The following is a 23,486-nucleotide window of genomic DNA, read 5'->3' as shown; positions in this document are numbered from 1 at the left end:
TCAGCCGAAGAGGATCGCGGCCTCGTCCCAGCGTTCGCGCGGCACGGTCTTGAGCACGGTCGTCGCCGAGTGCAGGTCCACCGACTCGATGTCGGTGCCGATCAGCGACACCATCGACCCCCACTGCTTGTCGACGACGGCGTCGACGGCGGCGGTGCCGAAGCGGGTCGCAAGCACCCGGTCGTATGCCGAGGGGACACCCCCGCGCTGCAGGTGACCCAGGGTCGCCGAGCGCGTCTCGATGCCGGTCTTCTCCTCCAGGGCCGGCGCAAGCTGCTCGCCGATGCCACCGAGGCGCGGCCGGCCGAAAGCGTCGAGTCCGCGGGGCGCGTGCACGTGCTCGACCCCTTCGGGCACGAAGCCTTCGGCGACCACGACGACCGGCGCACGACCGCGGTCGCGGGCCATCTCGACCCATTCGCAGATCTGCTCCAGCGACACGTCGACCTCGGGGATCAGGATCGCGTGCGCGCCCGACGCGATGCCCGCGTGCAGCGCGATCCAGCCGACGTGCCGGCCCATGACCTCCACGACCATGCACCGGTGGTGCGACTCCGCCGTGGTGCGCAACCGGTCGATCGACTCGGTGGCGATCGACACCGCGGTGTCGAAGCCGAACGTGTAGTCGGTCGCGGACAGGTCGTTGTCGATCGTCTTCGGCACCCCGACGACCGGGATGCCCTCGTCGGACAGCCGGCGGGCGGCGGTGAGCGTGCCCTCGCCGCCGATCGCGATCAGCCCGGTCATCTCGTGCCCCGCCATCACCTCACGCACGCGGGCCGCGCCACCGTGGTCGAACGGGTTGGTGCGCGACGTGCCGAGGATCGTGCCGCCCAGCCGGGAGAGGCCGCGCACGTCATACCGGGGCAGCGGCTCGATGTCGTCCTCGACGAGGCCACGCCAGCCGTCCTTGATGCCCACGAACGACTCGTGGTGGATGCGGTCGCCCTTGATGACCGCGCCGCGGATCACCGCGTTGAGGCCGGGGCAATCGCCGCCGCTGGTCAGGATTCCGATCGTCACGCGCCCCATCGTTGCGGTTACCGGCCAGTGCCGGAAACCGTCGGGCATGCTGTCTCAGGTGACGAAATCGATGTGCCTGACGTATCTCATCCGCAACGAGGGCACCCCGCAGGCGCAGGTGCTGCTCGGGCACAAGCGGCGCGGCTTCGGCACTGGCAAGGTCGTCGCGCTCGGCGGCCACGTGGAGCCGGGCGAGACGACCCTCGAGGCCGCGGTGCGCGAGACCCATGAGGAGTCCGGATTTGTCGTGCTCCCAGCTGATTTCGCCGCCGCGGGGCAGGTGCGCTTCCGCTGGCCGGACAAGCCGTCGTGGGACATGGACGTGGACCTGTTCCGGGCAACCTGGTGGACGGGCGACCTCGAGGCGTCGGACGAGTTGGAGCCCGAGTGGTTCCCGGTCGACGGTCTGCCGCTGGAAGAGATGTGGGACGACGCGCGCATCTGCGTGCCGTTCGTCCTGCGCGGGGACGCCATCGACGCCGAGATCGCGTATGACGCCGCGAGCGAGCGCGTCGTCGCGGTCGCGTTGCGGGTGCTGGAGAGGTCGCAACCCCTACCCGGCGGCGTTACCGACGGGTAAGGTGAGCTGGCGAACTCGCGGAACGCCCGCTGTCGGACGTGGCACGCCATACATGAAGTGAGGCTCGATGAGCACCATCAGTTATTCGCGCAAGGGCTCGGGTGAGCCGCTGGTCCTGATCCACGGGATCGGCCACCAACGCACCGCGTGGGGTCACACCTTCGACCTGCTCGCCGAGGACTTCGACGTCATCGCGGTCGACCTGCCCGGCTTCGGCAAGTCGCCGAAACCGGCGAAACCGGCGAGTTATCGGATGAGCAGCTACCTCGACCAGTTCGAGGAGTTCTTCGCCGACCTGGGGCTGGGGCGACCGCACGTGGCGGGCAACTCCCTCGGTGGGCTGCTCGCGCTTGGCCTTGCCGCGCGCGGGTCGGTGCGCACCGCGACCGCGCTGTCGCCGGCTGGCTTCTGGGGTCCGGTGGGCCTGGCCAACGCGATCGCGAATCTCGCGGTGCTGAAGGCCTCCACCTATTCGCCCGGCCCGGTGCTGAAGCTCTTCGCCGACAAGACCGCGCTGCGCAAGATCAGCATGGGCTCCCTCTACGCCCACCCCGAGCGGGTCGACCCGAAAATGGCGCTCGACGACACCTACAACCTGCGGCGGTCGCCGGGCTTCTTCCCGGTGGCCTGGCAGGTGTCCCGCGAGCGCTACCGCGACCGGCCGGTTGTGCCGGTGACGATCGCCTGGGGCACCAGGGACCGGTTGCTGCTGCCGTCGCAGGCCGTCACCGCTCGCGAGCAGCTGCCGACTGTCGGACACGTGTCACTGCCCGACTGTGGGCACGTGCCGATGATCGACAATCCCGAGCTCGTCGCCGGCGCGATCGTGCAGACGATCGCCCAGGCCGCCGATCGCGCGGGTGACACGATCGGCCTGCACGCGGCGGGCTGACCGGCCGCGCCCGCGCCGAGTGACGTCGCAACCAACGAGTGACGTCCGTGCAAGGACGTCACTCGTTGCGCCGGACGTCAGTCGGTGTTGACCGACGTCAGCCGAGATGGTCGGTGGCCATCTGCGCCCAGGCGTCGCGCTGCCCGGGTGTGTGCGCGACGTTGAGTTCCACGACCGGCAGCAGGTCGAAGAGCCGCTCGGCCGTCTCGGTCGGATGGCCCGGGTCGTCCGCCCACGCGAGGATCAGCGTCGGCTGCTCGAGCTGCGAAATCGCCTCCGGCGCGGGCAGATCGGAGACCGCGGCTCCCCGGAACGCCGCCGCCAGCAGCTTGTCGGGTATGTCGGGGGCGACTCGCTCGGGCAGGTCCGCCTGAGCGGGCGGCAGCGGCAGCAGCCGTGCGGCGCGGGCCAGCGCGCGGGAGCCCTGTGCCTCCACCAGGTCTGCGCCGTCGCGGTAGACGTCCGCCTGGGCGGCACGGGTCTGCCATGCGGTCGGTGGGATGACCAGCACCAACCGCCGGAAGCGGTCGGGGTGCGTCGTGGCCGCGTGCAGCAGCGTGCCCACGCCCATCGACACCCCGAGCGCGTCGACCGGCTCGTCCGGGTGCAGGTGGTCGATCAGCGCGAGCAGGTCGTCCGCGAGCTGCGGCCAGCGGTAGTCGTCCGGCTCGGTGCGGCCGGTGGACCGGCCGTGACCGCGTGCGTCATACGCCGTGACGGTGTGGGTGTCGCGCAAGCTGCGGAAGTCGAGTCGATTGCGAATCTCGTTCTCGCGACTGGATGTCAGACCGTGCAGCATGACGAGCGGCGGGCCGGACCCGTCCGTTGCGTAGTCAAGCTCGGCCCCGGGGACGGAGAACGTCGGCATCGGGCACCCTTTCGGCAGGGAAATCGGCCGCGGTGAGCATATTGCGTCGCGTTCGGTCGCCCGCCATACCTAAGCTCGTGGGCGTGTTCGTCGACGAAGCCGTGCGGTGCTACCTCGACGGCTGGGTCGGCGGCTGGGCCCGGTCGAAGCAGATCGCCGCGCCGACCCCGACCTCGACCGGGTGGTATCTCGCGACTCGCAACGACCGGGAGTTCGAGCGGTTCGTGCTGACCCGCGGCGACGAGCGGGCGGTGCGCGACGTGCTGGACGCGGTGACCGAGCCGCGGACCGCGGTGAAATTCGTCGGCGATCCGGCGCAGTGGAGGCCGGTCTTCCCGAAGGAGTGGGTCGACGAGGAGCCCGGCTGGTTGATGTTTCGCACGCTTCGTCCTGGTCCGCTGGTGCCGGTGCCTGAGGGCTACGTGTCTTCGACCGACGTCCGGGACGATGTCGTTTATCTCCAAATCCACACCCGCGACGGCGAACTCGCGTCCTGGGGCCAGGCCGGCATCGCAGACGGCTGGGTCGTGCCGGACCGGATCAACACCGCGGCCGAACACCGCCGCCGTGGGCTCGGGCGGGCGTTGATGACCGGTCTCGAGCAGGCGGGTGTGCTGGGCGGGGCGCGCCGTGCGGTGTTGAGCGCGACCGCCGATGGGCGGGAGCTCTACCGGTCGCTCGGCTGGCAGGAGGTCGGCCCGCTCGTCGCGTCGTACTATCAGGGTCATGGCTGAAACCCACTCGTATCCGGTGCGATTGACCTGGTCCGGGTCGACGGGCGTGGGGTATGACGAGTACGGCCGCGCGCACGAGGTCGCGCCGGGCGATCTGCCTGCTCTTCCGATGTCGGCCGACCCGCATTTCCGTGGCGACTCCTCGCTGGTCAACCCGGAGCAGTTGCTGGTGATGTCCGCGAGTAGCTGCCAGCTGCTGTCGTTCCTCGCCGTCGCGTCCCGCTCGCGGCTGGACGTGCTCGACTACGTCGACGATGCCGAAGGGTTGATGCCCGAGTCGTCAGATCCTATGTGGGTCAGCGAGATTCGGCTGCGGCCGACCGTGACCCTGGCGCCCGGCAGTCGGCTGGACCGGCTCGAGCGGCTGGTCACGCTCGCGCACCAGCAGTGCTTCATCGCCAACTCGCTGCGCTCCCGGATCACCGTAGATGCCCGGTTCGTCATCGACGGCGCCGAGGTCGCTCGCGTGCAGTGCGCCGAGTGACGCTGATCGAGTAGCCCGGAGGAGCGAAGCGGGGGAGGGCGTATCGAGATCAGGAGGGCGCATCGCCGGCAACCGGCAGGCCGAACGCGCGCCACGCGGCGAAACCGCCGATGACGTCGGTGGCCCGCCATACGCCGATGCGGGCGAGAGAGTCCGCGGCCAGCGACGAGGTGTAGCCCTCCTGACAGAGCACGATGACGCGCAGGTCGGGGTGGGCGAGCGGCAGTCGCGCCTCGTGGCGAGGGTCGAATCGCCATTCGAGCACGTTGCGTTCGACGACGAGCGGCGCCAGCGACGGGGCGACCTCGCCCTCGGCGGCACGTTGCGCGGCGGGCCGGATGTCCACGAGCACGGCGCGTTGGTGCAGCACCTCCTGGAAGGCAGCCCGCGGACTGATCCGGTGCAGTCGGCTACGGGCGTCGGTGAGCTGGTCGTCGATGCCGTCGTATGTCGGGGCTTTCGACCCTCGTCCGGGCCGCGGGTCGTCGTAAGGCACCGTGGAGGACGCGAAAAGCTCTGACTGCCAGGTGATTTCGTCGGCGAAGGTGCTCACCACGACTCTCCTTCGGTGTCGACGCCGGTGAGCACCAGCTCGCCGCCGACCAGCGCGTAACGGTTCATCTCCTGCAGCACCGGGAAGTAGGCGTGCACGGAGACCGCCCACTCGTCCGACTCGTTGCGGACGTCGTGAATGTGCTTGTCCGTGAAGTGCTTTCCGCGACCGGCATTCAGCTCGCTGATCGTTTCGTAGCCATGCCAGGCGTGTTCGCGCAGTCTCCCGCGCACCGTGACGAAGGCGCCGGATGCGGTGCCGTGATCGTGCCAACCGGTGGAGCTGCCGGGCGGCCAGGCGATCGCCCAGACCTGCACCTGATCGGCGGTGGTGAGTGCGGTCCACTGGCGCTCGGCGGAACTCTCGTCATACGCGAAGTGGAGGGCTTCGTCGGTGAAGAGGTGGGCGACGCTGAGTAGTTGGCGTGGAGTGAGCGCGGTGGAAACAGTGTGCGTGAGGGTGGTCATGGCTGCGAAATCCTTCGGTGCTCGTGAGTGGCTGGTGAATTGCTATCTGGCAGAGGTTGTTTCGGCCCGATCGCTGCCCGATTGGCAGGTCAGGCCGACAGACAGCAATGCCGGGCGGCCGGTCGCGACACCCGCATCAAGTCACGTTGCGTGATGGATTGCATAACGTGAAGTTAGAACAACGGTCGTGATCGGCGCAACTGGCGTGTCCGCGATGTGGGCCGGGCAGGCTCTCGTGCCATGCTCGGCCCCATGGCCGATGACGCTCCTGTGACTTTGTTGATCCTCGGTGCCGGTGGCGACCTCACCCACCGCCTGCTGCTGCCCGGGCTCGGCAGCCTGCTGACCGCCGAGCCGAAGCGGAAGGTGCAGGTCGTCGGCGCCGACCGTGAGTCGATGACCCCGGCACAGTGGAAGAAGCTGATCGAGAAGGCGTTCGCCGACGTGCCGGTGCCGGCGCGGCCGACCCGCTCCGTGGTGTCGAAGGCGCGCTACGAGCAGACCGACCTGCTTGACCCGGAGCAGTTGGGCCGGCTGATCGGCTCGTGCAAGGGGCCGCTCGTCATCTACTTCGCGCTTCCCCCGTCGGTGTCGATGAAGGTGTGCCAGCTGCTGGAGGACATCGAGCTGCCCCAGCCGACCCGGCTGGCGCTGGAGAAGCCGTTCGGGACCGACGAGAAGTCGGCGCGTGACTTCAACGAGCAGTTGCACAAGCTGGTGCCGGAGGAGCAGATCTTCCGGGTCGACCACTTCCTCGGCGTCTCCACCGTGCTCAACCTGATCGGGCTGCGCTTCGCCAACCGCATCCTGCAGCCGATCTGGAACGCCGAGCACATCGAACGGGTCGAGATCCTGTATGACGAGGACCTGGCGCTCGAGGGGCGCGCCGGTTACTACGACGGTGCGGGTGCGCTCAAGGACATGCTGCAGTCGCACCTGCTGCAGGTGCTGGCGATTTTCGCCATGGAGTCCATCGCCGAGCTTTCCGCGCAGGAGCTGCAGGATCAGAAGGCGCAGGTGCTGCGCTCGACCCGCCTATGGGGCAACAGCGCGAAGCGGGCGAGCAAACGGGCGCGCTACACGACCGGGTCGATCGGCCGGCGAAAGGTCCCGTCATACGTGGATGAAGAGGGGGTGGACCCGAAGCGGAACACCGAGACCCTCGCGCAGGTGCAGGTCGAGGTGCGCAACAACCGGTGGGCCGGGGTGCCGTTCACGCTGCGCAGCGGCAAGGCGCTCGGCACGGCGCGAAAGCAGATCGTCTGCTACTTCCGCCCGGTCGGGCACGTGCCGACGGGCTTTGAGAACACCAGCCCGCCGGACAAGCTCATCATCGATCTCAAGCCCGGTGCGGTGTCGTTCGTGCTCACGATGAACGCCGAGGGCAGTCCGCTCGACCTGGAGCAGAAGACCCTGCGCGCCGAGCTCGCCGCCGGCCGGATGCTGCCGTATGGCGAGGTGCTGTCCTACATCCTCGACGGCGATCCGCTGCTCTCGGTGCGCGGTGACTCCGCCGAATCCTGTTGGCACATCGTCGAACCCGTGCTCAAGGCATGGGCGGCCGGCAAGGTGCCGATGGAGGAGTATGCCGCGGGCTCCGAAGGCCCGGAGGGCTGGTTGCCGAAGGACTCGGTCGTCGGCTGAGTCGATCTCGCGCCGAGGTAGCACTCGTTGTCGCTATGAGCCGCCGATAACGGCAGCGACTGCTACCTCGTGGGCGACCGTCGGACCTGCGGATTCGATCGCCGCAAACCGGGTGCGATCGCGCACGTGGCGGCGATCGACAGCACCGCCATAGCCGTCATCCCGTTTGCCGGGCCGATGAGCTGCCCCACGGTGCCGGCGAGCAGTGCGCCGACCGCCTGCCCGACCGCCAGCCCGGCGCCCGCCAGGCCGAAGGTCTGGCCCTTGATGTCCGTGGCCACCCCCTGAATCAGCCGCTCCTGCAACGCGAGCGAGCCGGTGTAGCCGAATGCTGCGACGACGCCGAGTAGTGCCGCGATCGGCACGGGCGGTCGAAACGCCAGTAGGAGGAATGGAGCGGCGAGCAGCAGCCGCAGGTGGACGACCGTGCGTTGCCGGAAGCGTTCGGTGACGAAGCGGCCCATCACGATGTCGCCGGTCAGCATTCCGGCGGCGGTCGCCGCGAAGAGGTAGCCGGCGCGCCCGTGCGCATAGGGGATGTAGAGGGCTTCGCAGCCGACGATCAACCCGTTCGGAATCCAGTTCATCAGGAGCACCGGCCGTATGACGGGGGACCGCAGCAACTGTCGGTTGACCGTCCGGGTCCGCTTTGCGACCGGGCCGCGGGCTCGCGGTGGATGGTCGGCCAGTCCGATGCGGGCGACGACCACCGCGGCGAGCAGCGCGACGGCGGAGATCGCAAAGAGGTGGACTGGTGCGACAACCAACAGGAGCAGCGCGCCGATCCCGTTGCCGATCACCTGGATGCCACCGACCGTGATGTTCATCGTCGCCCGGCCCAGCACGAAGGCTTCGGTCGGCACGATGTCCGAAATCAGCGCAATCGCAGTGCCGCTCGTCGCCGCGCTGACGACATAGACGCAGGCGACCAAGCCGAAACGGGCGGGCCACGGCAAGCCCGGAAGGAGTTGTAGCGCATCGACGATCGCTGCTACCGAGCCGGTGACGACGAGGGCGGTGCGTGGGCGGAGTAGGTCGCTTGCCGCCAGGAGAAAGTTGCTGGTGATCAACTGCACCATGGGACCACCGAACATGGCCAGGGCGGTGAGCACCGGGGAGTCGGTCGCGTCATACATCACGGTGCCGAGGGCGAGGCTTCCGACAACGACGCCGACCATCGAGCAGGCGCGCGCGAGGAAGAGCACTCGGAACTGACCGATGGCGAAGAGGCGGCGGTATGTCGTCACGGTCGGCAACTGTGCGAGGCTCTGCGGCATACCCGCAAACAATTCGTGTGGAGGCGAAACATGGGGCTCTGGGAGATCCCGAGCGACGTGCTCGCTGGTGCACAGTTCGCGGTGTCGCCGATGGCTGAAGTGGTCGGCGCGCTCGGCTACTTGACCGGGGCCCGGAGTCGACCGGACGAAGTCTTCGCAGCTCGGCATCGGGCGGCATTCCACGCCATGCTCGACGAGCATCCGATGCGGGCGGCGGTGCTGGACAACCTGTGGCACCCGTCCTGGATGGCCGACTTCCTCAGCATTCCCCCGCCGACGCTGGCGCCGAGCTTCACCGAGGAGCTCGAACAGGTAATGCGACTGGGGGACAAGGTGATTCGAGCACACCTGCGCGAGTCGACCCCGCACAGGCTGCCGAAATCGCTCGAGCGGCCCGGCCTGACTGAGCACGTCGTCGGACTGCTCGAGTGGACCTGGACGCACACCGTGGCTTCGGACTGGCCGCGTCGTGAAGGTGTCCTGCGCGCCGACATCACGACGCGCACGCATCGATTGGCCGCGCATGGATTTGCGGGTGTGTTGCGAGATCTCGGAAAGCGTCGTGACTGGGAGCGCGGACACCTGCGGATCAACAACTTCGATCTGCCGACCCGCCGACTCTCGCCGCAGGCGCGGCTGCTGCTCGTGCCGGTGCACGCCGGCGGCAGCTGGGTTGGCTGGGACGAGCCGCACCGGTATGCCGTGTACTACCCGGTGGGCGGGGCACTGGCGCAGACCGGCGCCACGACAGCCGACGGTCTGGACCAGCTGCTGGGCCGCAATCGGGCGCGGATTCTGCGTCTTCTGCAATCCCCGCAGACCACAAGTGGATTGGCGGCTCAGACGGGGTTGCCACTGGGCGCGGTCGGCAACCATCTGCGGATCCTGCTGCGGTCAGGGGCGGTGCTGAAGAGGCGTTCCGGACGTGAAGTCATCTACTGGCGTACGGCGCTCGGCGACGACCTGGTGGCGGCGTCGTCGGCATGACGCCAGGACGACAAGACGGCTGAGCCCCGCGCCGAGGTAGCACTCGTTGTCGCTATGAGCCGCCGATAACGGCAGCAACTGCTACCTCGGCGCGAGTGTGGACGCGCTGCGCGGCTCAGTCCGCCGCCAGCTGCGACTGCTTGGGCTGCAGGGCACCGGAGGCATCTGCGGCGACGCGCTCGCGGGGAGTGCCGATCGAGGCGTTGATCATCGCGACCACCAGACCCTCGACCAGTGGTGCGGGCGAGACGATCGTGCGATCGCGCACATCGCCGGGCACCAGGTCAAGAGCGAGCTGGGTCGACAGGATCGCGCTGCCGAGGTCCAGCAGGACCACGACCCCGGCTCCGTCCGAGGCGCCGTCCGCAGCCTGGATCGCGGCCGCGATCTCGGTCGCGTCGGTGCCGAAGGACATGTCCGGAGCACCGGCGGCGACCCGCACGGGCACCGAGCCGGCAGGAACCATCTCGGCGGCGAGCGCCACCGCAGCGTCGGCCAGTGCACGACTGTGCGAGACGACGACGATGCCTACGGTCATTCGGCGCCCCCGCGAAGTATCGAGCGCCAGCGAGAACTTCGTGGGGTGATCATGCGAATACCTTTGCAGCCGTTTCGAAAAGCAGCGTCATCGAGGTCGCACCGGGGTCCTGGTGGCCGACGCTGCGCTCGCCCAGATAGCTGGCCCGCCCCTTCTTGGCCTCCATCGGCGTCGTCCCATCCCGGCCCTGCGCCGCTGCCTGCGCCGCGGCGGTCAACGCCGACACCATCGGACCACCGTCGGCGGCGACCTCGTCATACGCCCGCACGGCAGGCAGCATCGCGTCGACCATCGTCTTGTCACCCGCCTGCGCCTTGCCGCGCTGCACGAGACCGTCGAGTCCGGCCTGCAGGCACTCCCCAAAAAGCTGTATGGCGAGGGTCTCTGCCGTGCCGGCCACGGTGCCCATCCGCAGGAACAACGTCCCGTAGAGCGGACCGCTCGCGCCACCGACATTCGAAACCAGCGACATACCAACGGTTTTGAAGAATGCACCACAGTCTGCGGGCGGCGCGTCCGTGACCGCCGAGACGGCGGCGGCAAGACCGCGTTGCATATTGCTGCCGTGGTCGGCGTCGCCGATCGCCGAGTCGAGCGCGGTCAGCTCCTCACCGGCCTGGTCGACGGCATCGCGGAAGCCGGTCAACCACTGCGTCAGCAGCGGCACGTCCCATGCGTCGGCCATCACTGGCCCCACCGCAGGCCGGGAGTGTTGACCGGCGCGTCCCACCAGCGCAGCAGCTCGTCGTCGGCGGTGAGCAGGGTCAGCGAGCAGCCGGCCATGTCAAGAGAGGTCATGTAGGACCCAACGAGTGTGCGGGCGACGGTGACTCCTTGATCGGTAAGGATTTTCGCGACCTCGCCATACATCAGGTAGAGCTCAATCTCGGGTGTCGCGCCCATGCCGTTGAGGAATGCAATGGTCTCGCCCTGCGTGAAGTCGGCGTCATCGAGGATCGGCTCGACGAGCATCTGCGCGACCTCGTGCGCGGGCGCAAGCGGTTCGCGACGGCGGCCCGGCTCGCCGTGGATGCCGATGCCGACCTCCATCTGGTCCTCGGGCAGATCGAACGTCGGCTGCCCCGCCGCGGGCACCGTGCCGGAGGTGAGCGCGACGCCCATGCTGCGTCCGCCGTCCGAAACCCGTTGTGCCAGAGCGGTTATCGAGGTCAGGTCAGCACCGGACTCGGCTGCCGCGCCGACGATCTTCTCCAGCAGCACGGTGACTCCGACACCTCGCCGGCCGGCGGTGTAAGTGCTGTCCTGCACCGCGACGTCGTCGGCGGTCACCACGGTGGCGACCTCGACGCCGTCGGCCGCGGCGAGCTCGGCGGCCATCTCGAAGTTCATCACGTCGCCGGTGTAGTTCTTCACGATGTGCAGCACACCGGCGCCGTTGTCGACCTCCTTGGTCGCGGCCAGGATCTGGTCGGGCACCGGGGAGGTGAAAACCTCACCGGCGCACGCGGCGTCGAGCATCCCGGCGCCGACGAAGCCGCCGTGCATGGGCTCGTGCCCGCTGCCCCCGCCCGACACCAGAGCCACCTTGCCGGCGCCCTTGGGTCGGGCTCGGTAGACGATGCGCTGCTCGACGTCGACGCGCAGCGAGGGATGAGCTGCCGCCATACCGGTCAGTGCCTCGGTGACGACGGCGGACGGATCGTTGATGAACTTCTTCATCGGGCTCCTCGCGGGGGTCGCCGTCGGCACGTGCCGGCGCTGACGAATGTGACCTACCTGACACTAGTGCGGTGCGGGCAAAGTTACTGGACAGGTCGCTTCGCGCCTGACCAGTAACTTTGCCCGTTCCGCGCGTGTTTATTTCTGACTCAAGGCATTGGTGCGTTCCCTACGATGGTCCCTATGTCTGATCCGTATGGCGAGCGCCCCGACCGCCAGCAGCCCACCGGCCCCAACTACGGCCAGCCGCCGAGCGACCAGCCGGTGCACGAGCAGGAGACCCGCGCACAGCGGATCCCCGAGCAGCCGCAGCAGACCGGCCAGGGCTACGGCCGCGGCTACGGGCAGTACGGTTCCGGCGTCTACGGGCAGAGCAATCAGACCGCCGGCAATCAGACCCCCGGCCCCAATCTGGACAAGCAGCCGAGCACCCCGGTCTACGGGCAGCAGCCGATTCCCTACGGCCAGTACAACAGCGGCCAACAGAGCCAGCCGTACGGCCAGCAGTATCCCCAGCAGCCGGGTTACGGCGCGCCCTACCAGGGCGCCAGCCCCTATGTCGCCTACCAGGAGTCGCCGAGCAACGGCCTGGCGATCGCCTCGCTGATCACCAGCATCTGCGGGCTGTTCCTGTGCTTCATCGGCTCCATCGTCGGCATCGGGCTCGGCATCGCCGCGCTGGGCCAGGCCAAGAAGACCGGCGCGGGCCGCGGCATGGCGATCGCCGGCATCGTGATCGGTGCCGTCGAGATCGTGCTCGGCATCGTCCTGGTGGTCGCGATGATCGCAACCGGCAGCAGCAGTTCGAGCTGAGCGTCACCAGCGGTTCATCGCGGCCAGTCCGACCGCAACCGACCGGTGCCGCACCACCCGCGCGAGGGTCGTCTCGCCGCGGGTGATCCGGGTGAAGACCCGCCACCCGAGAGGGGTGCGCAGCATCGCGTGGAAGCCGCGCGGGTGCCGCTCGAAGGCGCGCAGCGTGTGCTCGCCGGCGGCCATCTCGACGCCGAGTTCGCCCGCGATCCCGCTCTCGTATGACGCGAGCGCCCGCCCGGCGCCGACCCCTCCGGACCCCATGGCCGCGGCCGCCGCACCGGCCAGCGCGCCGGACCGCACGGCGTAGGAGATGCCCTCGCGGGTCCACGGCTCCAGCAACCCGGCCGCGTCACCGGCGACCAGCACCCGGCCGCGGCCGAGCGGCGAGTCCGGCTCGCGGCACCGGGTGAGATGCCCGCTGCTGCGCACCTGCGGCAAGTGCGAAAGCCCTTGCTGCTGAGTGAAATCGACGAGGTACTGCTTTGTCGCAGCGGGTTCGCCCTTGGCCTGGATCACCCCGACCGTGAGCACGTCGCGTTTGGGGAAGACCCAGCCGTAGGAGCCCGGCGTGGGGCCCCAGTCGATGTGGATGCGCCCGGTGAAGGCCCGCGCGGCGCGCTCGTCCGGGGCGAGCTCGACCTCCAGCCCGAGGTCGGTCTGGCGCAGCCGCACCCCGACATACCGCCCGATCCGGCTGGCCGACCCGTCCGCGCCGACGACGGCGCGCGCCAGCAGCTCACCGTCGCCGGTCGAGACCCGCACCAGGTCGTCTGCTTCGGCGATCTCGGTGACGGTCACCGCGGTGCGGACCTCCACGCCCGCCTCGCGCGCGGCATCCAGCAGGGCGGCGTCGAAGTCGGCGCGGTTGACCAGGCTGAGGATTCGCCCGCCCGCGTCCCGCTCGAAGAGCGCATGCCCGCGCAGGCTGAACGACGCACGGTGGATCTCCTGCTGCACCGGCACGTCGACGCCGGCCGGCAGCGAGCGCAGCGTCGGGCCGATGAGGCCGCCGCCGCAGGTCTTGTAGCGCGGGAAGTCGGCCCGGTCGACCAGCAGGGTGTGCGCTCCGGCGGCCGCCGCCGCGCGGGCCGCGCTGCTGCCGGCGGGTCCGGCGCCGACGACCAGCACGTCATACACCTGCGTCTGCGCGTCCACGGTGCTGGATGCTAACGACGCCTCAGAGCTGCTCCACCGTGAGGTCGCCGTCCTGGAACCGCGCCCGCAGCCGCTTCTTGTCGAACTTGCCGACGCTGGTCTTGGGCACCTCGTCGATGTATGCCCAACTGTCCGGCAGTTGCCACTTGGCCAGATGCGGTGCGAGGTAGTCGCGCAACTGCTCGGTGGTCGTGTCCGAGCCGTCCTTGAGCACGACCGTCATCAGCGGCCGCTCCTGCCACTTCTCATCGGGTATGGCGATGGCCGCGGCTTCCACGACATCCGGGTGACCCATCAGAACGTTCTCCAACTCCACCGACGAGATCCACTCGCCGCCGGACTTGATGACGTCCTTGGCGCGGTCGGTCAGGGTGAGAAAACCGTCGGGGGTGATCCGGCCGACGTCGCCGGTGCGCAGCCAGCCGTCGTCGAAATTGGCTTGCAGTGCATCGGATTGGCCGTCGGGTGAGTAGTAGGAGTCGGCGATCCACGGACCGGTGACCTCGAGTTCGCCGACCGCCTCGTCGTCCCACGGCAGCACCGAACCGGCGTCGTCGACGATCCGCGCCTCGACGCTTGCCGGGAACTGTCCCTGACCGGTGCGCAGTGCCCACGCCTCGTCCCCCGTCGCCCAATCGGGCACCCGCGCGACACTGCCGAGCGGCGAGGTCTCGGTCATCCCCCACGCCTGGATGACCGGCACGTCGTACTTCTCCTCGAAGGCGCGCATCAGCGACGGCGGGCACGCCGAACCGCCGACGATCACCTCGCGCAGGTGACTGATGTCCTGCGGGTGCTGCTCCAGCTGGGCGTTCAGGCCCTGCCAGATCGTCGGCACCGCCGCTGCGAAGGTCGGCCGCTCCGCCTGCATGATCGCGGCGAGCGGCTCCGGCTGCAGGTAGCGGTCCGGCATCACCAGCGACGCACCGCTCATCATCGCGGCGTACGGCAGCCCCCACGACATGGCGTGGAACATCGGCACCACCGCCAGCACGTTGTCCCTCGCGGTCAGCGCCATGGTCTGCGCGGCGCACACCTGCATCGAGTGCAGCCAGATCGACCGATGCGAGTAGGCGACGCCCTTCGGGTCGCCGGTGGTGCCGGAGGTGTAGCAGAGCGCCGCGGCGGAGCGTTCGTCGAGCGCCGGCCAATCGGTCTGCGGTTCCTGGGCGTCGAGCAGTTCGTCATACCCGTGCACGGTGATCCCGGCGGGTGCATCGAGTGCGGCCGGGTCGCCGTTCGCGACGATCACGTGCTGGACCGACGTCATGGCCGGCAGCACCGGCGCGAGCGCCGGCAGGACGCTCCCGTCCGCGATGATGACCGAGTCCTGGGCGTGGCCCACCACGTAGGCGAGTTGTTCGGGAGACAGGCGGATGTTGAGCGTGTGCAGCACCGCGCCCATCGCGGGTATGCCGAGGTAGGCCTCCAGGTGTTCGTTGTTGTTCCACATGAAGGTCGCGACTCGCTGGTCGCCGTCGATGCCCAGCGACCGGAGCGCGTTCGCGAGCTTGCCCGCCCGCTCCGCCACCTCGGCATACGTCTCGCTGCGGGTGCCGGTGCCGGTCCAGGTGCGGACCGTGCCGCGGCCCTGGACGCTCCCGCCATACCGCAGGAGCCGGCCGATCGTCAGATCGCCATCCGCCATAGTGCTGTGCACGGGTGATCACTCGCTTTCGTCGCGGGGCTGCGCTTTGAGGATGTGACCATCCAACCCCGAACTGGCCGGGCTGATCCAGGTTCTGTCTGGCAAAGAAGTTAACCGGCGAGTAACTTAGACCCGTTGCCCGCGGTCCGGACCCACCCCGAGGAGAGTCATGCCGCAGCTGAAAGATCACTACGACGTCATCATCGTCGGCGCCGGCCTGTCCGGCATCGACGGCGCCTACCGGCTGCAGACGATGTGCCCCGGCAAGGACTACGCGATCCTCGAAGCCCGCGACTCGCTCGGCGGCACCTGGGACTTGTTCCGCTACCCGGGCATCCGCAGCGACTCCGACATGTTCACCCTGGGCCTGCCGTTCGAGCCCTGGACGGGGGAGAAGTCGATCGCCGACGGTGCCGACATCCTGCAGTACCTCAAGGACACCGCCGCCAAATACGGCATCGACAAGCGGATCGTCTACCGCACCAAGGTGACCGGCGCCGACTGGTCCAGCGCCGATGCGCAGTGGACGCTCCAGCTGGAGACGCCGGACGGCCCGCGCGAGGTGACCGCCGAGAGCGTCTACCTGTGCGCCGGCTACTACAACTACGCGGCCGGTTACCAGCCGGATTTCCCCGGTCGGGAAGACTTCACCGGGCAGTTCATCCACCCGCAGTTCTGGCCGGAGGGGCTCGACGCCGCCGGCAAGAAGGTCGTGGTGATCGGCTCCGGCGCCACCGCGATGACGATCGTGCCCGCGCTTGCCAAGCAGGGCGCCCAGGTCACCATGCTGCAGCGCTCGCCCACCTACGTGCTGTCGTTGCCGGCGCGGGACCCGATCGCCAAGCTGCTGCGCCGGACGCTGCCCGCCCAGCAGGCGTATGACGCCATACGCATGAAGAACGCCGTGACCGCGGTGGGTTTCTACGAGTTCTGCCGCCGCGCCCCGGGCGCGGCCAAGAAGGTCATCCTCGGCGGGGTCGCTCGTCAACTGCGTGGGACCGACGTGGGTATGACGGCGTTCACGCCCCGATACCAGCCGTGGGACGAGCGCCTGTGCATCGTGCCCGACAGCGACTTCTTCAAGGCGATCCGCCGGCACTCGGTGGACGTGGTGACCGACGGCGTCGACTCGGTGCTGCCGCACGGGATTCGCACGGCGTCCGGCAAGGAGATCGACGCCGACATCATCGTCAGCGCGACCGGTCTCAACATGCAGATGGCCGGAGGTGCGACGCTGCGGGTCGACGGCGAGCCGGTCGAGCTCGGCGAGCGCTACATCTACCGCGGGATGATGATCGAGGGCATCCCCAACGCCGCCGTCTGCATCGGCTACACCAACGCCTCCTGGACGTTGCGCGCCGACCTCACCGCGAAGTACTTCTGCACCTTCCTCAACCACCTGGACGCCAAGGGCTACGCCTACGGCTACCCGACGGCCGACGAGGCGATGCCGACCCGGCCGGCGCTGGACCTCGCCTCCGGCTACGTCCAGCGGTCGATCGCGCTGCTGCCCAAGCAGGGCGACCGTAAGCCGTGGTTCCTCAAGCAGAACTACTTCTACGACCGTCGCGACTCCAAGCGGGCCGACGTGACGCAGGACATGACGTTCGTCCGCCCGGGGGAGGTGCGCCTGCCCCAGGGCGACCTGCATGACGCCGGCGCGAAGGCGCAGCCGCGGTCCGAGCCGGTCGAGGTCGCTTGACACGATGAGGGTCGCTCTTGCGTCATACCGCAGCAAGCCGCACTCGGGTGGGCAGGGCATCTACGTCCGCAACCTGTCCCGGGAGCTGGTCGCGCTCGGTCATCAGGTCGAAGTGTTCAGCGGGCAGCCCTACCCGGAGCTGGACCCCGGGGTGCGGCTCACGCCGGTGCCGAGCCTCGACCTCTATCGCGAGGACGACCCGTTCCGACGGCCTGGACTACGTGAATTCCGTTCTGCGGTAGACATTTACGAGTTCGCCGCGATGTGTACGGCGGCGTTCCCCGAGCCGCGCACCTTCGGCATGCGGCTGAGCCGCTTGCTGCGCGACCGACTCGACGACTTCGACGTGCTGCACGACAACCAGACGCTGGCACCGGGCATCCTCGACCTGGAGCGGCGCGGCCTCCCGCTGCTGACCACCATCCACCACCCGATCAGCAGGGACCGCAGACTCGAGATCGAAGCGGCCCGCGGATGGGGTCGCATCACCAAGCGTCGCTGGTATGGCTTTGTGCAGATGCAACGGCGAATCGCCCAGCGCAGCAAGCACATTCTCACCGTGTCCCAGGTGTCCGCGCAGGACATCGCCAGTGACTTCGGGGTGCCGCGAGACCGCATGCGGGTCGTGCCGGTCGGTGTCGACGTCACCCGGTTCCGTCCGCCGCAGACGCCCAGGGTGCCCGGGCGCATCGTGACTATCGCCAGTGCCGACGTGCCGCTCAAGGGTCTGTCGGTGCTGATCGACGCGCTCGCCGGGCTGCCGGCCGGCGCGTGGGGTGAGCTCGTCGTCGTCGGGTCGGCCAGCGAGGCGACCGGCAAGCGGCTCGCGCAGGCCGGGCTGCTCGATCGCGTCACCTTCCGATCCGGTCTCACCGACGAGGAGTTGGCGGCCCTCATCGGCTCGGCGCAGGTGCACGCGATTCCGTCGCTCTACGAAGGGTTTTCGATCCCGGCGATCGAGGCCATGGCGTGCGCGACCCCGGTCGTCGCCTCCGAGGTCGGTGCCCTGCCGGACCTGCTTGCCGGCGACGTGGGCCGGCTCGTGCCGGCAGGTGACGCAACCGCCCTCGGGCGTGCGCTGGCACAGGTGCTGGCCGACCCGCGCGAGGCCGAGCGGATGGGTGCGGCGGGCCGGGAGCGCGCGGCATCGACATACAGTTGGGCGGCGGTGGCGCGCGCAACGGCCGATGTCTACGCCTCCGTGATCGCAGATTCGAAGGAGCAGACTCAATGATCACCATGGATTTCGACTCCGCTTTCCCGGTGGCACCGGGCATGACGGTGCTCGATGTCGGAGCCGGTCAGGGCCGGCACTCCTTCGAGGCGTTGCGACGCGGCGCCGTCGTCACTGCCTTCGACATGAACGAGTCGGACCTGGCGGACGTCAAGACGATGTTCGGCGCAATGGAGGTGGAGGGCGAGGTGCCCGAAGGCGCCTCCGGCACCGTCATGCACGGCGACGCGCGCTCGATGCCCTTCGCGGACAACAGCTTTGACCGCGTCATTGCGTCCGAGATCCTGGAGCACATCCACGAGGATGAAGCCGTGATGGCCGAGATCTTTCGGGTCGCCAAGCCCGGCGGTCTGGTCGCGGTGTCGGTGCCGCGCAACTGGCCGGAGCAGGTCTGCTGGAAGTTCTCCGACGAGTATCACGAGGTCGAGGGCGGCCACATTCGCATCTATCGGGCCAGCGATCTCGTCGCGAAGCTGCAGCGGGCGGGACTTGCGCCATACAAGCAGCACCACGCGCATGCCCTGCACTCGCCCTATTGGTGGCTGAAATGCGCTGTCGGGACTGAGAACAACGACAATCCGGCGGTGAAGGCCTACCACAAGCTCCTCGTCTGGGACATGATGCAGGCACCGTTCGTGACCCGCTTCGCGGAGAACGCGCTGAACCCCGTGGCCGGCAAGAGTTTCGTGGTGTATCTCCGCAAGCCGGAGGTAGCCGCGTAATGGTCACCCGGCTGCAGCTCGACGGGGTGCTGACTGCCGAGCAGGCTTCTGCGTCAGCGGATTTCATCCTTCGCCACCAGCGCACCAACGGCGCAATCCCGTGGTATGACGGCAGCCACTTGGACCCCTGGGACCACGTCGAGTCGGCAATGGGTCTGACTGTTTCGGGTCACTGGTCCGCCGCGTGGCGCGCGCTGGAGTGGTCGGCGCGCAGTCAGCGCAGGGACGGCTCGTGGCCGATGGTGCTGCGCGGCGACGAGGTCGAGGATGCAGCCGCCGACACCAACCAGTGCGCCTATCTGGCCGTCGGGCTGTGGCACTTCTATTTGGTCACCGGACGCACGGATGCGCTTGCCCGCCTGTGGCCGGCTGTGGAGTCGGCGATCAACTTCGTGATCCGGGCGCAGCTGCCGGGCGGCGAGCTCGGCTGGGCGGTCGACCCGGACGGGAACATCGGTGACTTCGCTTTGTTGACAGGCAGTTCCAGTGCGCTGCAGTCGATCGAGTGTGCGTGTTTCATCGCCTCCACCCTCGGCCACGACCGGCCGCGTTGGCGCTGGGCGGGCAATCGGCTGGCCGAGGCGTTGCGCGAACGCCCCGAGTCCTTCGCCGACCGCTCCCGTTTCTCGATGGACTGGTATTACCCAGTGCTCGCCGGTGCGCTGCGCGGTGATGCCGCCACCGAACGGATCGCCGCCGGCTGGGACGACTATGTGCGCGACGGCCACGGAGTGCGCTGCGTGAACGACCAGCCATGGATCACCTCTGCGGAGTCCGCAGAATTCGTCGCCACGCTCGACGCGATGGGCGAAACCGACCGGGCCACACAGGTGCTCGCCGATCTGCAAAGTCTGCGCGACGAAGAGACCGGCGGCTACTGGACCGGTCGCAACCTGCCCGACATGGTGCTCTGGCCGCGGGAACAGACCACCTGGTCGGCCGCGGCCGTGCTGCTCGGAGTTGATGCCGTCACACAGACGACCGGTGGCGCTTCGCTGTGGCGGGACGCCTGCTGGTCGGGCGGCGAGCTGTCCGATGCCTCCGTCGGCGATGGTGCTGCCAGCTGATGTCGATCTCTGCCGAACTCGCCGAAACCGTCGCGGCGACAACGGGTTTCATGCCGGTCGACGAGGGCGAGGCACTGCACGCCGCGGCTCTGTCGGCGGGCGCGGGGACCTGGCTGGAAATTGGCACCTACTGCGGCAAGTCGACCCTGCTCCTGGGCGACGCGGCGCGCTCGGTAGGTGCCTCGCTGGTGACCGTCGACCATCACCACGGCTCGGAGGAGAACCAGCCCGGCTGGGAATGGCACGACACGGCACTGGTCGATCCGCGCAGCGGTCGCCTCGACACCTTGCCGCACTTCCGTCCAGTGCTCGACTCGCTCGCCGACGTCTGCTCCGCAGTCGTCGGCGGCACGGAAGTCGTTGCCAAATGGTGGAGTTCGCCGGTCCAGTTGCTCTTCCTCGACGGCAACCACACCGAGGAGACGGCGCAGCACGACTATCGCGCATTCGCTCGTCACGTCGTACCTGGCGGGTTGCTGCTCGTGCACGACGTCTTCCCGGACCTTGTCGAAGGCGGCCAGGCGCCATGGCACGTGGTGCAGGCGGCGCTTGCCGACGGTTTCGTGCAGCGATCCGTGCACGGCTCGCTGCGCGTGCTCGAGCGCAGCTGACAGCCCATCCCTTGACGACGCGGGATCAGTGCGCTTTGCTGCTAACCGGTCAAAGCGAATTAATGGTTAGTGGAGGGAAGCATGCGACACAGCGTTGTGACCATGGCGGCTGGTGTCCTCTGCGCAGCCGCAAGTCTGACGGTGGCCGGTCCCGCGACGGCACAAGGGAGCCCGTGGACGCCGTACCGCTCCTCGGATGCACTGGTGACGGCGGCCCGGTCGACCTGCGCCTTCGACGTGCAGGAGACGGTGCTCAAGGATCGCGAGGAATACCGCACGACAGCGAGCTACCCGGATGGTTCGCCGAAGGAGCAGGTCTTCCGCGGGGACTTGGTCGTGGAGTTCACCAACACCACGACCGGCAAGAGCGTCGTCCACGACTTGGGCGGCACCGGCGTCTACGCATTTGCCGCCGACGGCACCCCACAGTCACTCACGTCTCAGCATGGCCCGTTCAGCGCGACACTGCCGGCCGGCAGCACGCCGATGACCGGCATCTACGTGGTGTCCGGCAAGGGCACGAGCGTGTCCTTCAACCCTGATGGGTCCAGGACGCTCACCCTCGGCAAGCACGGCACGGCAATCGACGTCTGTGCCGAACTGAGCTGACCGCCCGCGCGCGTCACGTGAGCGATCGTGACGCCGGCGTCACGGTCGCTCACCAGACCGGCTCGGTCCGGGTCAGCGCTTGAGCTTGCGGTCGAAGAGCTCGCGCATCTCAGCGAAAGAACGCTCGGTGGCGGCCTCGTCATACACCGAGCTGTCGGCCATCGTGTAGCCGTGGCTGGCCCCGGCATACACCTCGTTGCTGGCTTGGAGCCCGGCATCGCGCAGCGCAGCGCCGAGTCGCTCGATGGCTGTCGCATCCATCGACCGGTCGCCGTCCGCGTGGCCGAAGACGAAGTCGGCCCTGGCCTCGGAGAGTCGCGCGTGCGGGCTGTCGGGCTCGTCGGTCGCCAGGCCACCACCGTGGAAACCGGCTGCGGCAGCGACCTGTTCGGGCCTCAGATAGCTCGCCCGGATGGCGAGCCGCGCACCCATGCAATAGCCGACGACCCCGACCGGCGCGGTCACCTTCGGCTGCGAGAGCAGCGCGTCGAGGTATTGCGGGATGTCGCGTTCGGCCAGATCAGCGGTCAGGCCGTGCACCCGTTGCATCGCGCCGCCGAAGAACTCCTCGCGCTTGGCGTCGGTGTCTAGCGGGCCGTCGGGAGCGAGGTCGACGGCTTTTCCGTTGCGGTAGAACGCATTTGGTGCCAGGACCGTGTAGCCCCAGGCTGCGATCCGGTCGGCCATCTCCTCGATGCGCGGCCGCAGCCCGATCGCGTCCATGAAGAGCAGCACGCCGGGCTGCGGATGGTCGGCAACGCCGGTGAGATAGGCCTCCGCGGTGCCATCGGTCATTGGGATCTCGATCACAGTCACCTGCAACATATTGGCAGTCGAAGATGTGGCGCTGATCGGCACCCGGTCTGGCAATCTCGCGTCGCATTCGCGCGAAGAGGAGGTGAGGAGACCGACCAACCACAAGATTGTCGGCATCGTCAGTTCATCCGTCACCTTCTGGAGAGTCCGATGCCCACCGACGTTGTCGACGACCTTGTCGTGCGAATCGAGAAGACAGTAGGAACCGAACTCCCACAATGGGGAGGAGGTTGGCCCGATCAAGTGGAGGCCGCACTGCTGGACGCAATCTTCTCCATTCGCGCCAGGTACGGCGGGCCGACGAACGGGGTGCGTGCAGTGGTCAATCGGTGGAGTAGCCACCGAGACGGTGAGATGAACGATTTGGCCGAGCTCGCGCGCGCCAAGCCGGCCGAGGTGGCGGCGGTCGTCGATAACCGGACAAAGGCGAGCGGCCGCCTCAAATCCGAGATCGTGGTCGACGCCGCGAACGCTCTCGTCGCCGTAGGTCCGTGCATGCAGATGATCTAGCTGTTGTTGGTCACCAACCTCCTGACCAAAAACACCTAGCGCAGGCGGACGACGCTCGGCGCCAACGATCGGCCTACCTGTCGGTGCGCGGTTGCGGCGAGGTGACGTGGTCCTACTTCGGCATGCTGCTTGGTCGACCGGACGTGAAGGCCGACACCTGGGTCGTCCGCTACGTGCGACACCAACTTCGCGACGATCGACTCTCGCCGAGCGGTGTCCGGCAGCTGGTGGTCGCCGCCGCAGACAAGATGGGACTCAATCCGACGCATCTCGACCATGCGATCTGGAGCTACGCGCGTTCGCATCCCCGCGACATCTGACACCACCCGCGGCCGCTGTCGCAGGTGGTGTCCTCGTCCGTCATGCGGCGGCGTGTGCATGCCCGGGCATGCGGCCGTCGGTGAGGTCCCAGGTGACGCCGTCGGCGCGGACTTGTGCGGTGTAGCCGTGGCGGTGGACTTCCTGGTGATGTCGGCAGCAGAGCATGGCGGAGTTGGTCAGGCTGGTGGTGCCGCCGGCCCACCAAGGGGTCACGTGGTGGACTTCGCAGAAACCCGGTGGTCGATCGCACCCGGGGAAGGTGCACCCGTTATCGCGTATGACGACAGCCGCGCGTAAACCCTTGGTGACCAGGCGTTCTCGCCGGCCCACATCCAACGGTTGACTCGGCCCGCCGAGCACTGCGGGGATCAGGTCCGTGTCACACGCGGCCCGCCGGGCCGCTCCGGCATCGAGCACGTCCCCGGTCGGGGTGGTCGCCCCACCGATGCCGTCGGTGAGCGACTTGAGGTCCATCGTCAGCAGGACCGTGGCCGCCGACCCCACCGGTACCGCTCCACCATCGGCGACGCGTGCGCCAGCGGTCACCA

General features: G+C 68.5%; 27 protein-coding genes. 15 read left to right on the top strand and 12 right to left on the bottom strand.

Annotated elements, in window-relative coordinates:
- Window positions 1–1,023, bottom strand: a complete 1,023-nt coding sequence (locus N2M23_RS00135; protein WP_265442436.1) for an ATP-dependent 6-phosphofructokinase — start codon at window positions 1,021–1,023, stop codon at window positions 1–3.
- Between the two features lie 58 nt (window positions 1,024–1,081).
- On the opposite strand from N2M23_RS00135, the gene N2M23_RS00130 reads away from it, so the two are divergent.
- Together N2M23_RS00130 and N2M23_RS00125 are read left to right on the top strand one after the other, a co-directional pair.
- Window positions 1,082–1,603 (top strand): 8-oxo-dGTP diphosphatase, encoded by a 522-nt coding sequence (locus N2M23_RS00130; RefSeq protein ID WP_265442435.1) that lies wholly within the window; start codon window positions 1,082–1,084, stop codon window positions 1,601–1,603.
- A gap of 67 nt (window positions 1,604–1,670) precedes the next feature.
- On the top strand, window positions 1,671–2,495 hold the full coding sequence (locus N2M23_RS00125) for an alpha/beta fold hydrolase (protein ID WP_265442434.1): 825 nt from the start codon (window positions 1,671–1,673) through the stop codon (window positions 2,493–2,495).
- Between the two features lie 97 nt (window positions 2,496–2,592).
- Here N2M23_RS00125 and N2M23_RS00120 read toward each other — a convergent pair whose 3' ends face one another.
- The gene (locus N2M23_RS00120; RefSeq protein ID WP_265442433.1) at window positions 2,593–3,363 is read right to left on the bottom strand and encodes an alpha/beta fold hydrolase; all 771 of its coding nucleotides are present in this window, start codon (window positions 3,361–3,363) and stop codon (window positions 2,593–2,595) included.
- 83 nt (window positions 3,364–3,446) lie between these two features.
- Between N2M23_RS00120 and N2M23_RS20850 the strand changes: the two genes are divergently transcribed.
- Together N2M23_RS20850 and N2M23_RS00110 are read left to right on the top strand one after the other, a co-directional pair.
- Window positions 3,447–4,097 carry a GNAT family N-acetyltransferase gene (locus N2M23_RS20850; protein ID WP_265442432.1) on the top strand — a complete coding sequence of 217 codons (651 nt, stop codon included), beginning with the start codon at window positions 3,447–3,449 and terminating at the stop codon, window positions 4,095–4,097.
- Complete coding sequence (locus N2M23_RS00110) at window positions 4,090–4,581, top strand: OsmC family protein (protein WP_265442431.1); 492 nt, start codon at window positions 4,090–4,092, stop codon at window positions 4,579–4,581. Before N2M23_RS20850 ends, N2M23_RS00110 begins: the two co-directional genes overlap by 8 nt.
- A gap of 49 nt (window positions 4,582–4,630) precedes the next feature.
- Here N2M23_RS00110 and N2M23_RS00105 read toward each other — a convergent pair whose 3' ends face one another.
- Window positions 4,631–5,134, bottom strand: a complete 504-nt coding sequence (locus N2M23_RS00105) for a rhodanese-like domain-containing protein (protein ID WP_341870567.1) — start codon at window positions 5,132–5,134, stop codon at window positions 4,631–4,633.
- A complete protein-coding gene (locus tag N2M23_RS00100) occupies window positions 5,131–5,601 on the bottom strand; it encodes a cysteine dioxygenase (protein ID WP_265442430.1) in 471 nt (156 codons plus the stop codon). Before N2M23_RS00100 ends, N2M23_RS00105 begins: the two co-directional genes overlap by 4 nt.
- Before the next feature lie 252 nt (window positions 5,602–5,853).
- On the opposite strand from N2M23_RS00100, the gene N2M23_RS00095 reads away from it, so the two are divergent.
- Window positions 5,854–7,245, top strand: coding sequence for a glucose-6-phosphate dehydrogenase (locus tag N2M23_RS00095; RefSeq protein ID WP_265442429.1), 1,392 nt, complete (start codon window positions 5,854–5,856; stop codon window positions 7,243–7,245).
- Window positions 7,246–7,307: 62 nt separating this feature from the next.
- Here N2M23_RS00095 and N2M23_RS00090 read toward each other — a convergent pair whose 3' ends face one another.
- Window positions 7,308–8,522, bottom strand: coding sequence for an MFS transporter (locus tag N2M23_RS00090; RefSeq protein WP_265442428.1), 1,215 nt, complete (start codon window positions 8,520–8,522; stop codon window positions 7,308–7,310).
- A gap of 30 nt (window positions 8,523–8,552) precedes the next feature.
- On the opposite strand from N2M23_RS00090, the gene N2M23_RS00085 reads away from it, so the two are divergent.
- A complete protein-coding gene (locus N2M23_RS00085) occupies window positions 8,553–9,509 on the top strand; it encodes an ArsR/SmtB family transcription factor (RefSeq protein WP_265442427.1) in 957 nt (318 codons plus the stop codon).
- Window positions 9,510–9,624: 115 nt separating this feature from the next.
- On the opposite strand, the gene dhaM is transcribed toward N2M23_RS00085, so the two are convergent.
- The 3 genes from dhaM to dhaK are packed head-to-tail and all read right to left on the bottom strand — an operon-like array spanning window position 9,625 to window position 11,727.
- Window positions 9,625–10,047 (bottom strand): dihydroxyacetone kinase phosphoryl donor subunit DhaM, encoded by a 423-nt coding sequence (gene dhaM / locus N2M23_RS00080; RefSeq protein ID WP_265442426.1) that lies wholly within the window; start codon window positions 10,045–10,047, stop codon window positions 9,625–9,627.
- Window positions 10,048–10,096: 49 nt separating this feature from the next.
- Window positions 10,097–10,732, bottom strand: coding sequence for a dihydroxyacetone kinase subunit DhaL (dhaL, locus tag N2M23_RS00075; RefSeq protein WP_265442425.1), 636 nt, complete (start codon window positions 10,730–10,732; stop codon window positions 10,097–10,099).
- Window positions 10,732–11,727 carry a dihydroxyacetone kinase subunit DhaK gene (gene dhaK, locus N2M23_RS00070; protein WP_265442424.1) on the bottom strand — a complete coding sequence of 332 codons (996 nt, stop codon included), beginning with the start codon at window positions 11,725–11,727 and terminating at the stop codon, window positions 10,732–10,734. The genes dhaL and dhaK overlap by 1 nt, the downstream gene beginning before the upstream one ends.
- 183 nt (window positions 11,728–11,910) lie before the next feature.
- Between dhaK and N2M23_RS00065 the strand changes: the two genes are divergently transcribed.
- On the top strand, window positions 11,911–12,540 hold the full coding sequence (locus tag N2M23_RS00065) for a DUF4190 domain-containing protein (protein WP_265442423.1): 630 nt from the start codon (window positions 11,911–11,913) through the stop codon (window positions 12,538–12,540).
- A 3-nt stretch (window positions 12,541–12,543) separates the two neighbouring features.
- Here N2M23_RS00065 and N2M23_RS00060 read toward each other — a convergent pair whose 3' ends face one another.
- A complete protein-coding gene (locus tag N2M23_RS00060; RefSeq protein ID WP_265442422.1) occupies window positions 12,544–13,698 on the bottom strand; it encodes a geranylgeranyl reductase family protein in 1,155 nt (384 codons plus the stop codon).
- 22 nt (window positions 13,699–13,720) lie between these two features.
- Entirely contained in the window at window positions 13,721–15,358 is a 1,638-nt protein-coding gene (locus N2M23_RS00055) for a long-chain fatty acid--CoA ligase (RefSeq protein WP_265442421.1), read from the bottom strand.
- 157 nt (window positions 15,359–15,515) lie between these two features.
- Here N2M23_RS00055 and N2M23_RS00050 point away from each other — a divergent pair, with 157 nt between their 5' ends.
- The 6 genes from N2M23_RS00050 (at window position 15,516) to N2M23_RS00025 (ending at window position 21,291) form a co-directional block, all read left to right on the top strand.
- Entirely contained in the window at window positions 15,516–17,048 is a 1,533-nt protein-coding gene (locus tag N2M23_RS00050; RefSeq protein WP_265442420.1) for a flavin-containing monooxygenase, read from the top strand.
- 4 nt (window positions 17,049–17,052) lie between these two features.
- Entirely contained in the window at window positions 17,053–18,282 is a 1,230-nt protein-coding gene (locus N2M23_RS00045; RefSeq protein WP_265442419.1) for a glycosyltransferase family 4 protein, read from the top strand.
- Entirely contained in the window at window positions 18,279–19,004 is a 726-nt protein-coding gene (locus N2M23_RS00040; protein WP_265442418.1) for a class I SAM-dependent methyltransferase, read from the top strand. Before N2M23_RS00045 ends, N2M23_RS00040 begins: the two co-directional genes overlap by 4 nt.
- Window positions 19,004–20,071, top strand: a complete 1,068-nt coding sequence (locus tag N2M23_RS00035; protein ID WP_265442417.1) for a prenyltransferase — start codon at window positions 19,004–19,006, stop codon at window positions 20,069–20,071. The genes N2M23_RS00040 and N2M23_RS00035 overlap by 1 nt, the downstream gene beginning before the upstream one ends.
- Entirely contained in the window at window positions 20,071–20,682 is a 612-nt protein-coding gene (locus N2M23_RS00030) for a class I SAM-dependent methyltransferase (protein ID WP_265442416.1), read from the top strand. Before N2M23_RS00035 ends, N2M23_RS00030 begins: the two co-directional genes overlap by 1 nt.
- A gap of 102 nt (window positions 20,683–20,784) precedes the next feature.
- Entirely contained in the window at window positions 20,785–21,291 is a 507-nt protein-coding gene (locus tag N2M23_RS00025; RefSeq protein ID WP_265442415.1) for a hypothetical protein, read from the top strand.
- A 72-nt stretch (window positions 21,292–21,363) separates the two neighbouring features.
- Here the strand turns inward: N2M23_RS00025 and N2M23_RS00020 are convergent, their stop codons facing one another.
- A complete protein-coding gene (locus tag N2M23_RS00020; protein ID WP_265442414.1) occupies window positions 21,364–22,116 on the bottom strand; it encodes a dienelactone hydrolase family protein in 753 nt (250 codons plus the stop codon).
- 234 nt (window positions 22,117–22,350) lie between these two features.
- On the opposite strand from N2M23_RS00020, the gene N2M23_RS00015 reads away from it, so the two are divergent.
- Both N2M23_RS00015 and N2M23_RS00010 read left to right on the top strand, forming a co-directional pair.
- On the top strand, window positions 22,351–22,617 hold the full coding sequence (locus N2M23_RS00015) for a hypothetical protein (RefSeq protein WP_265442413.1): 267 nt from the start codon (window positions 22,351–22,353) through the stop codon (window positions 22,615–22,617).
- 101 nt (window positions 22,618–22,718) lie between these two features.
- Window positions 22,719–22,937 carry a hypothetical protein gene (locus N2M23_RS00010; RefSeq protein WP_265442412.1) on the top strand — a complete coding sequence of 73 codons (219 nt, stop codon included), beginning with the start codon at window positions 22,719–22,721 and terminating at the stop codon, window positions 22,935–22,937.
- A 40-nt stretch (window positions 22,938–22,977) separates the two neighbouring features.
- Here the strand turns inward: N2M23_RS00010 and N2M23_RS00005 are convergent.
- The coding region (locus tag N2M23_RS00005; RefSeq protein ID WP_265442411.1) for an HNH endonuclease signature motif containing protein at window positions 22,978–23,486 on the bottom strand (509 nt) is incomplete at its 5' end.

The sequence above is a fragment of the Flexivirga meconopsidis genome (genome assembly GCF_026162425.1).
GTDB lineage: Bacteria > Actinomycetota > Actinomycetes > Actinomycetales > Dermatophilaceae > Flexivirga > Flexivirga meconopsidis.
This window is presented reverse-complemented; position numbering and strand designations above follow the sequence as displayed.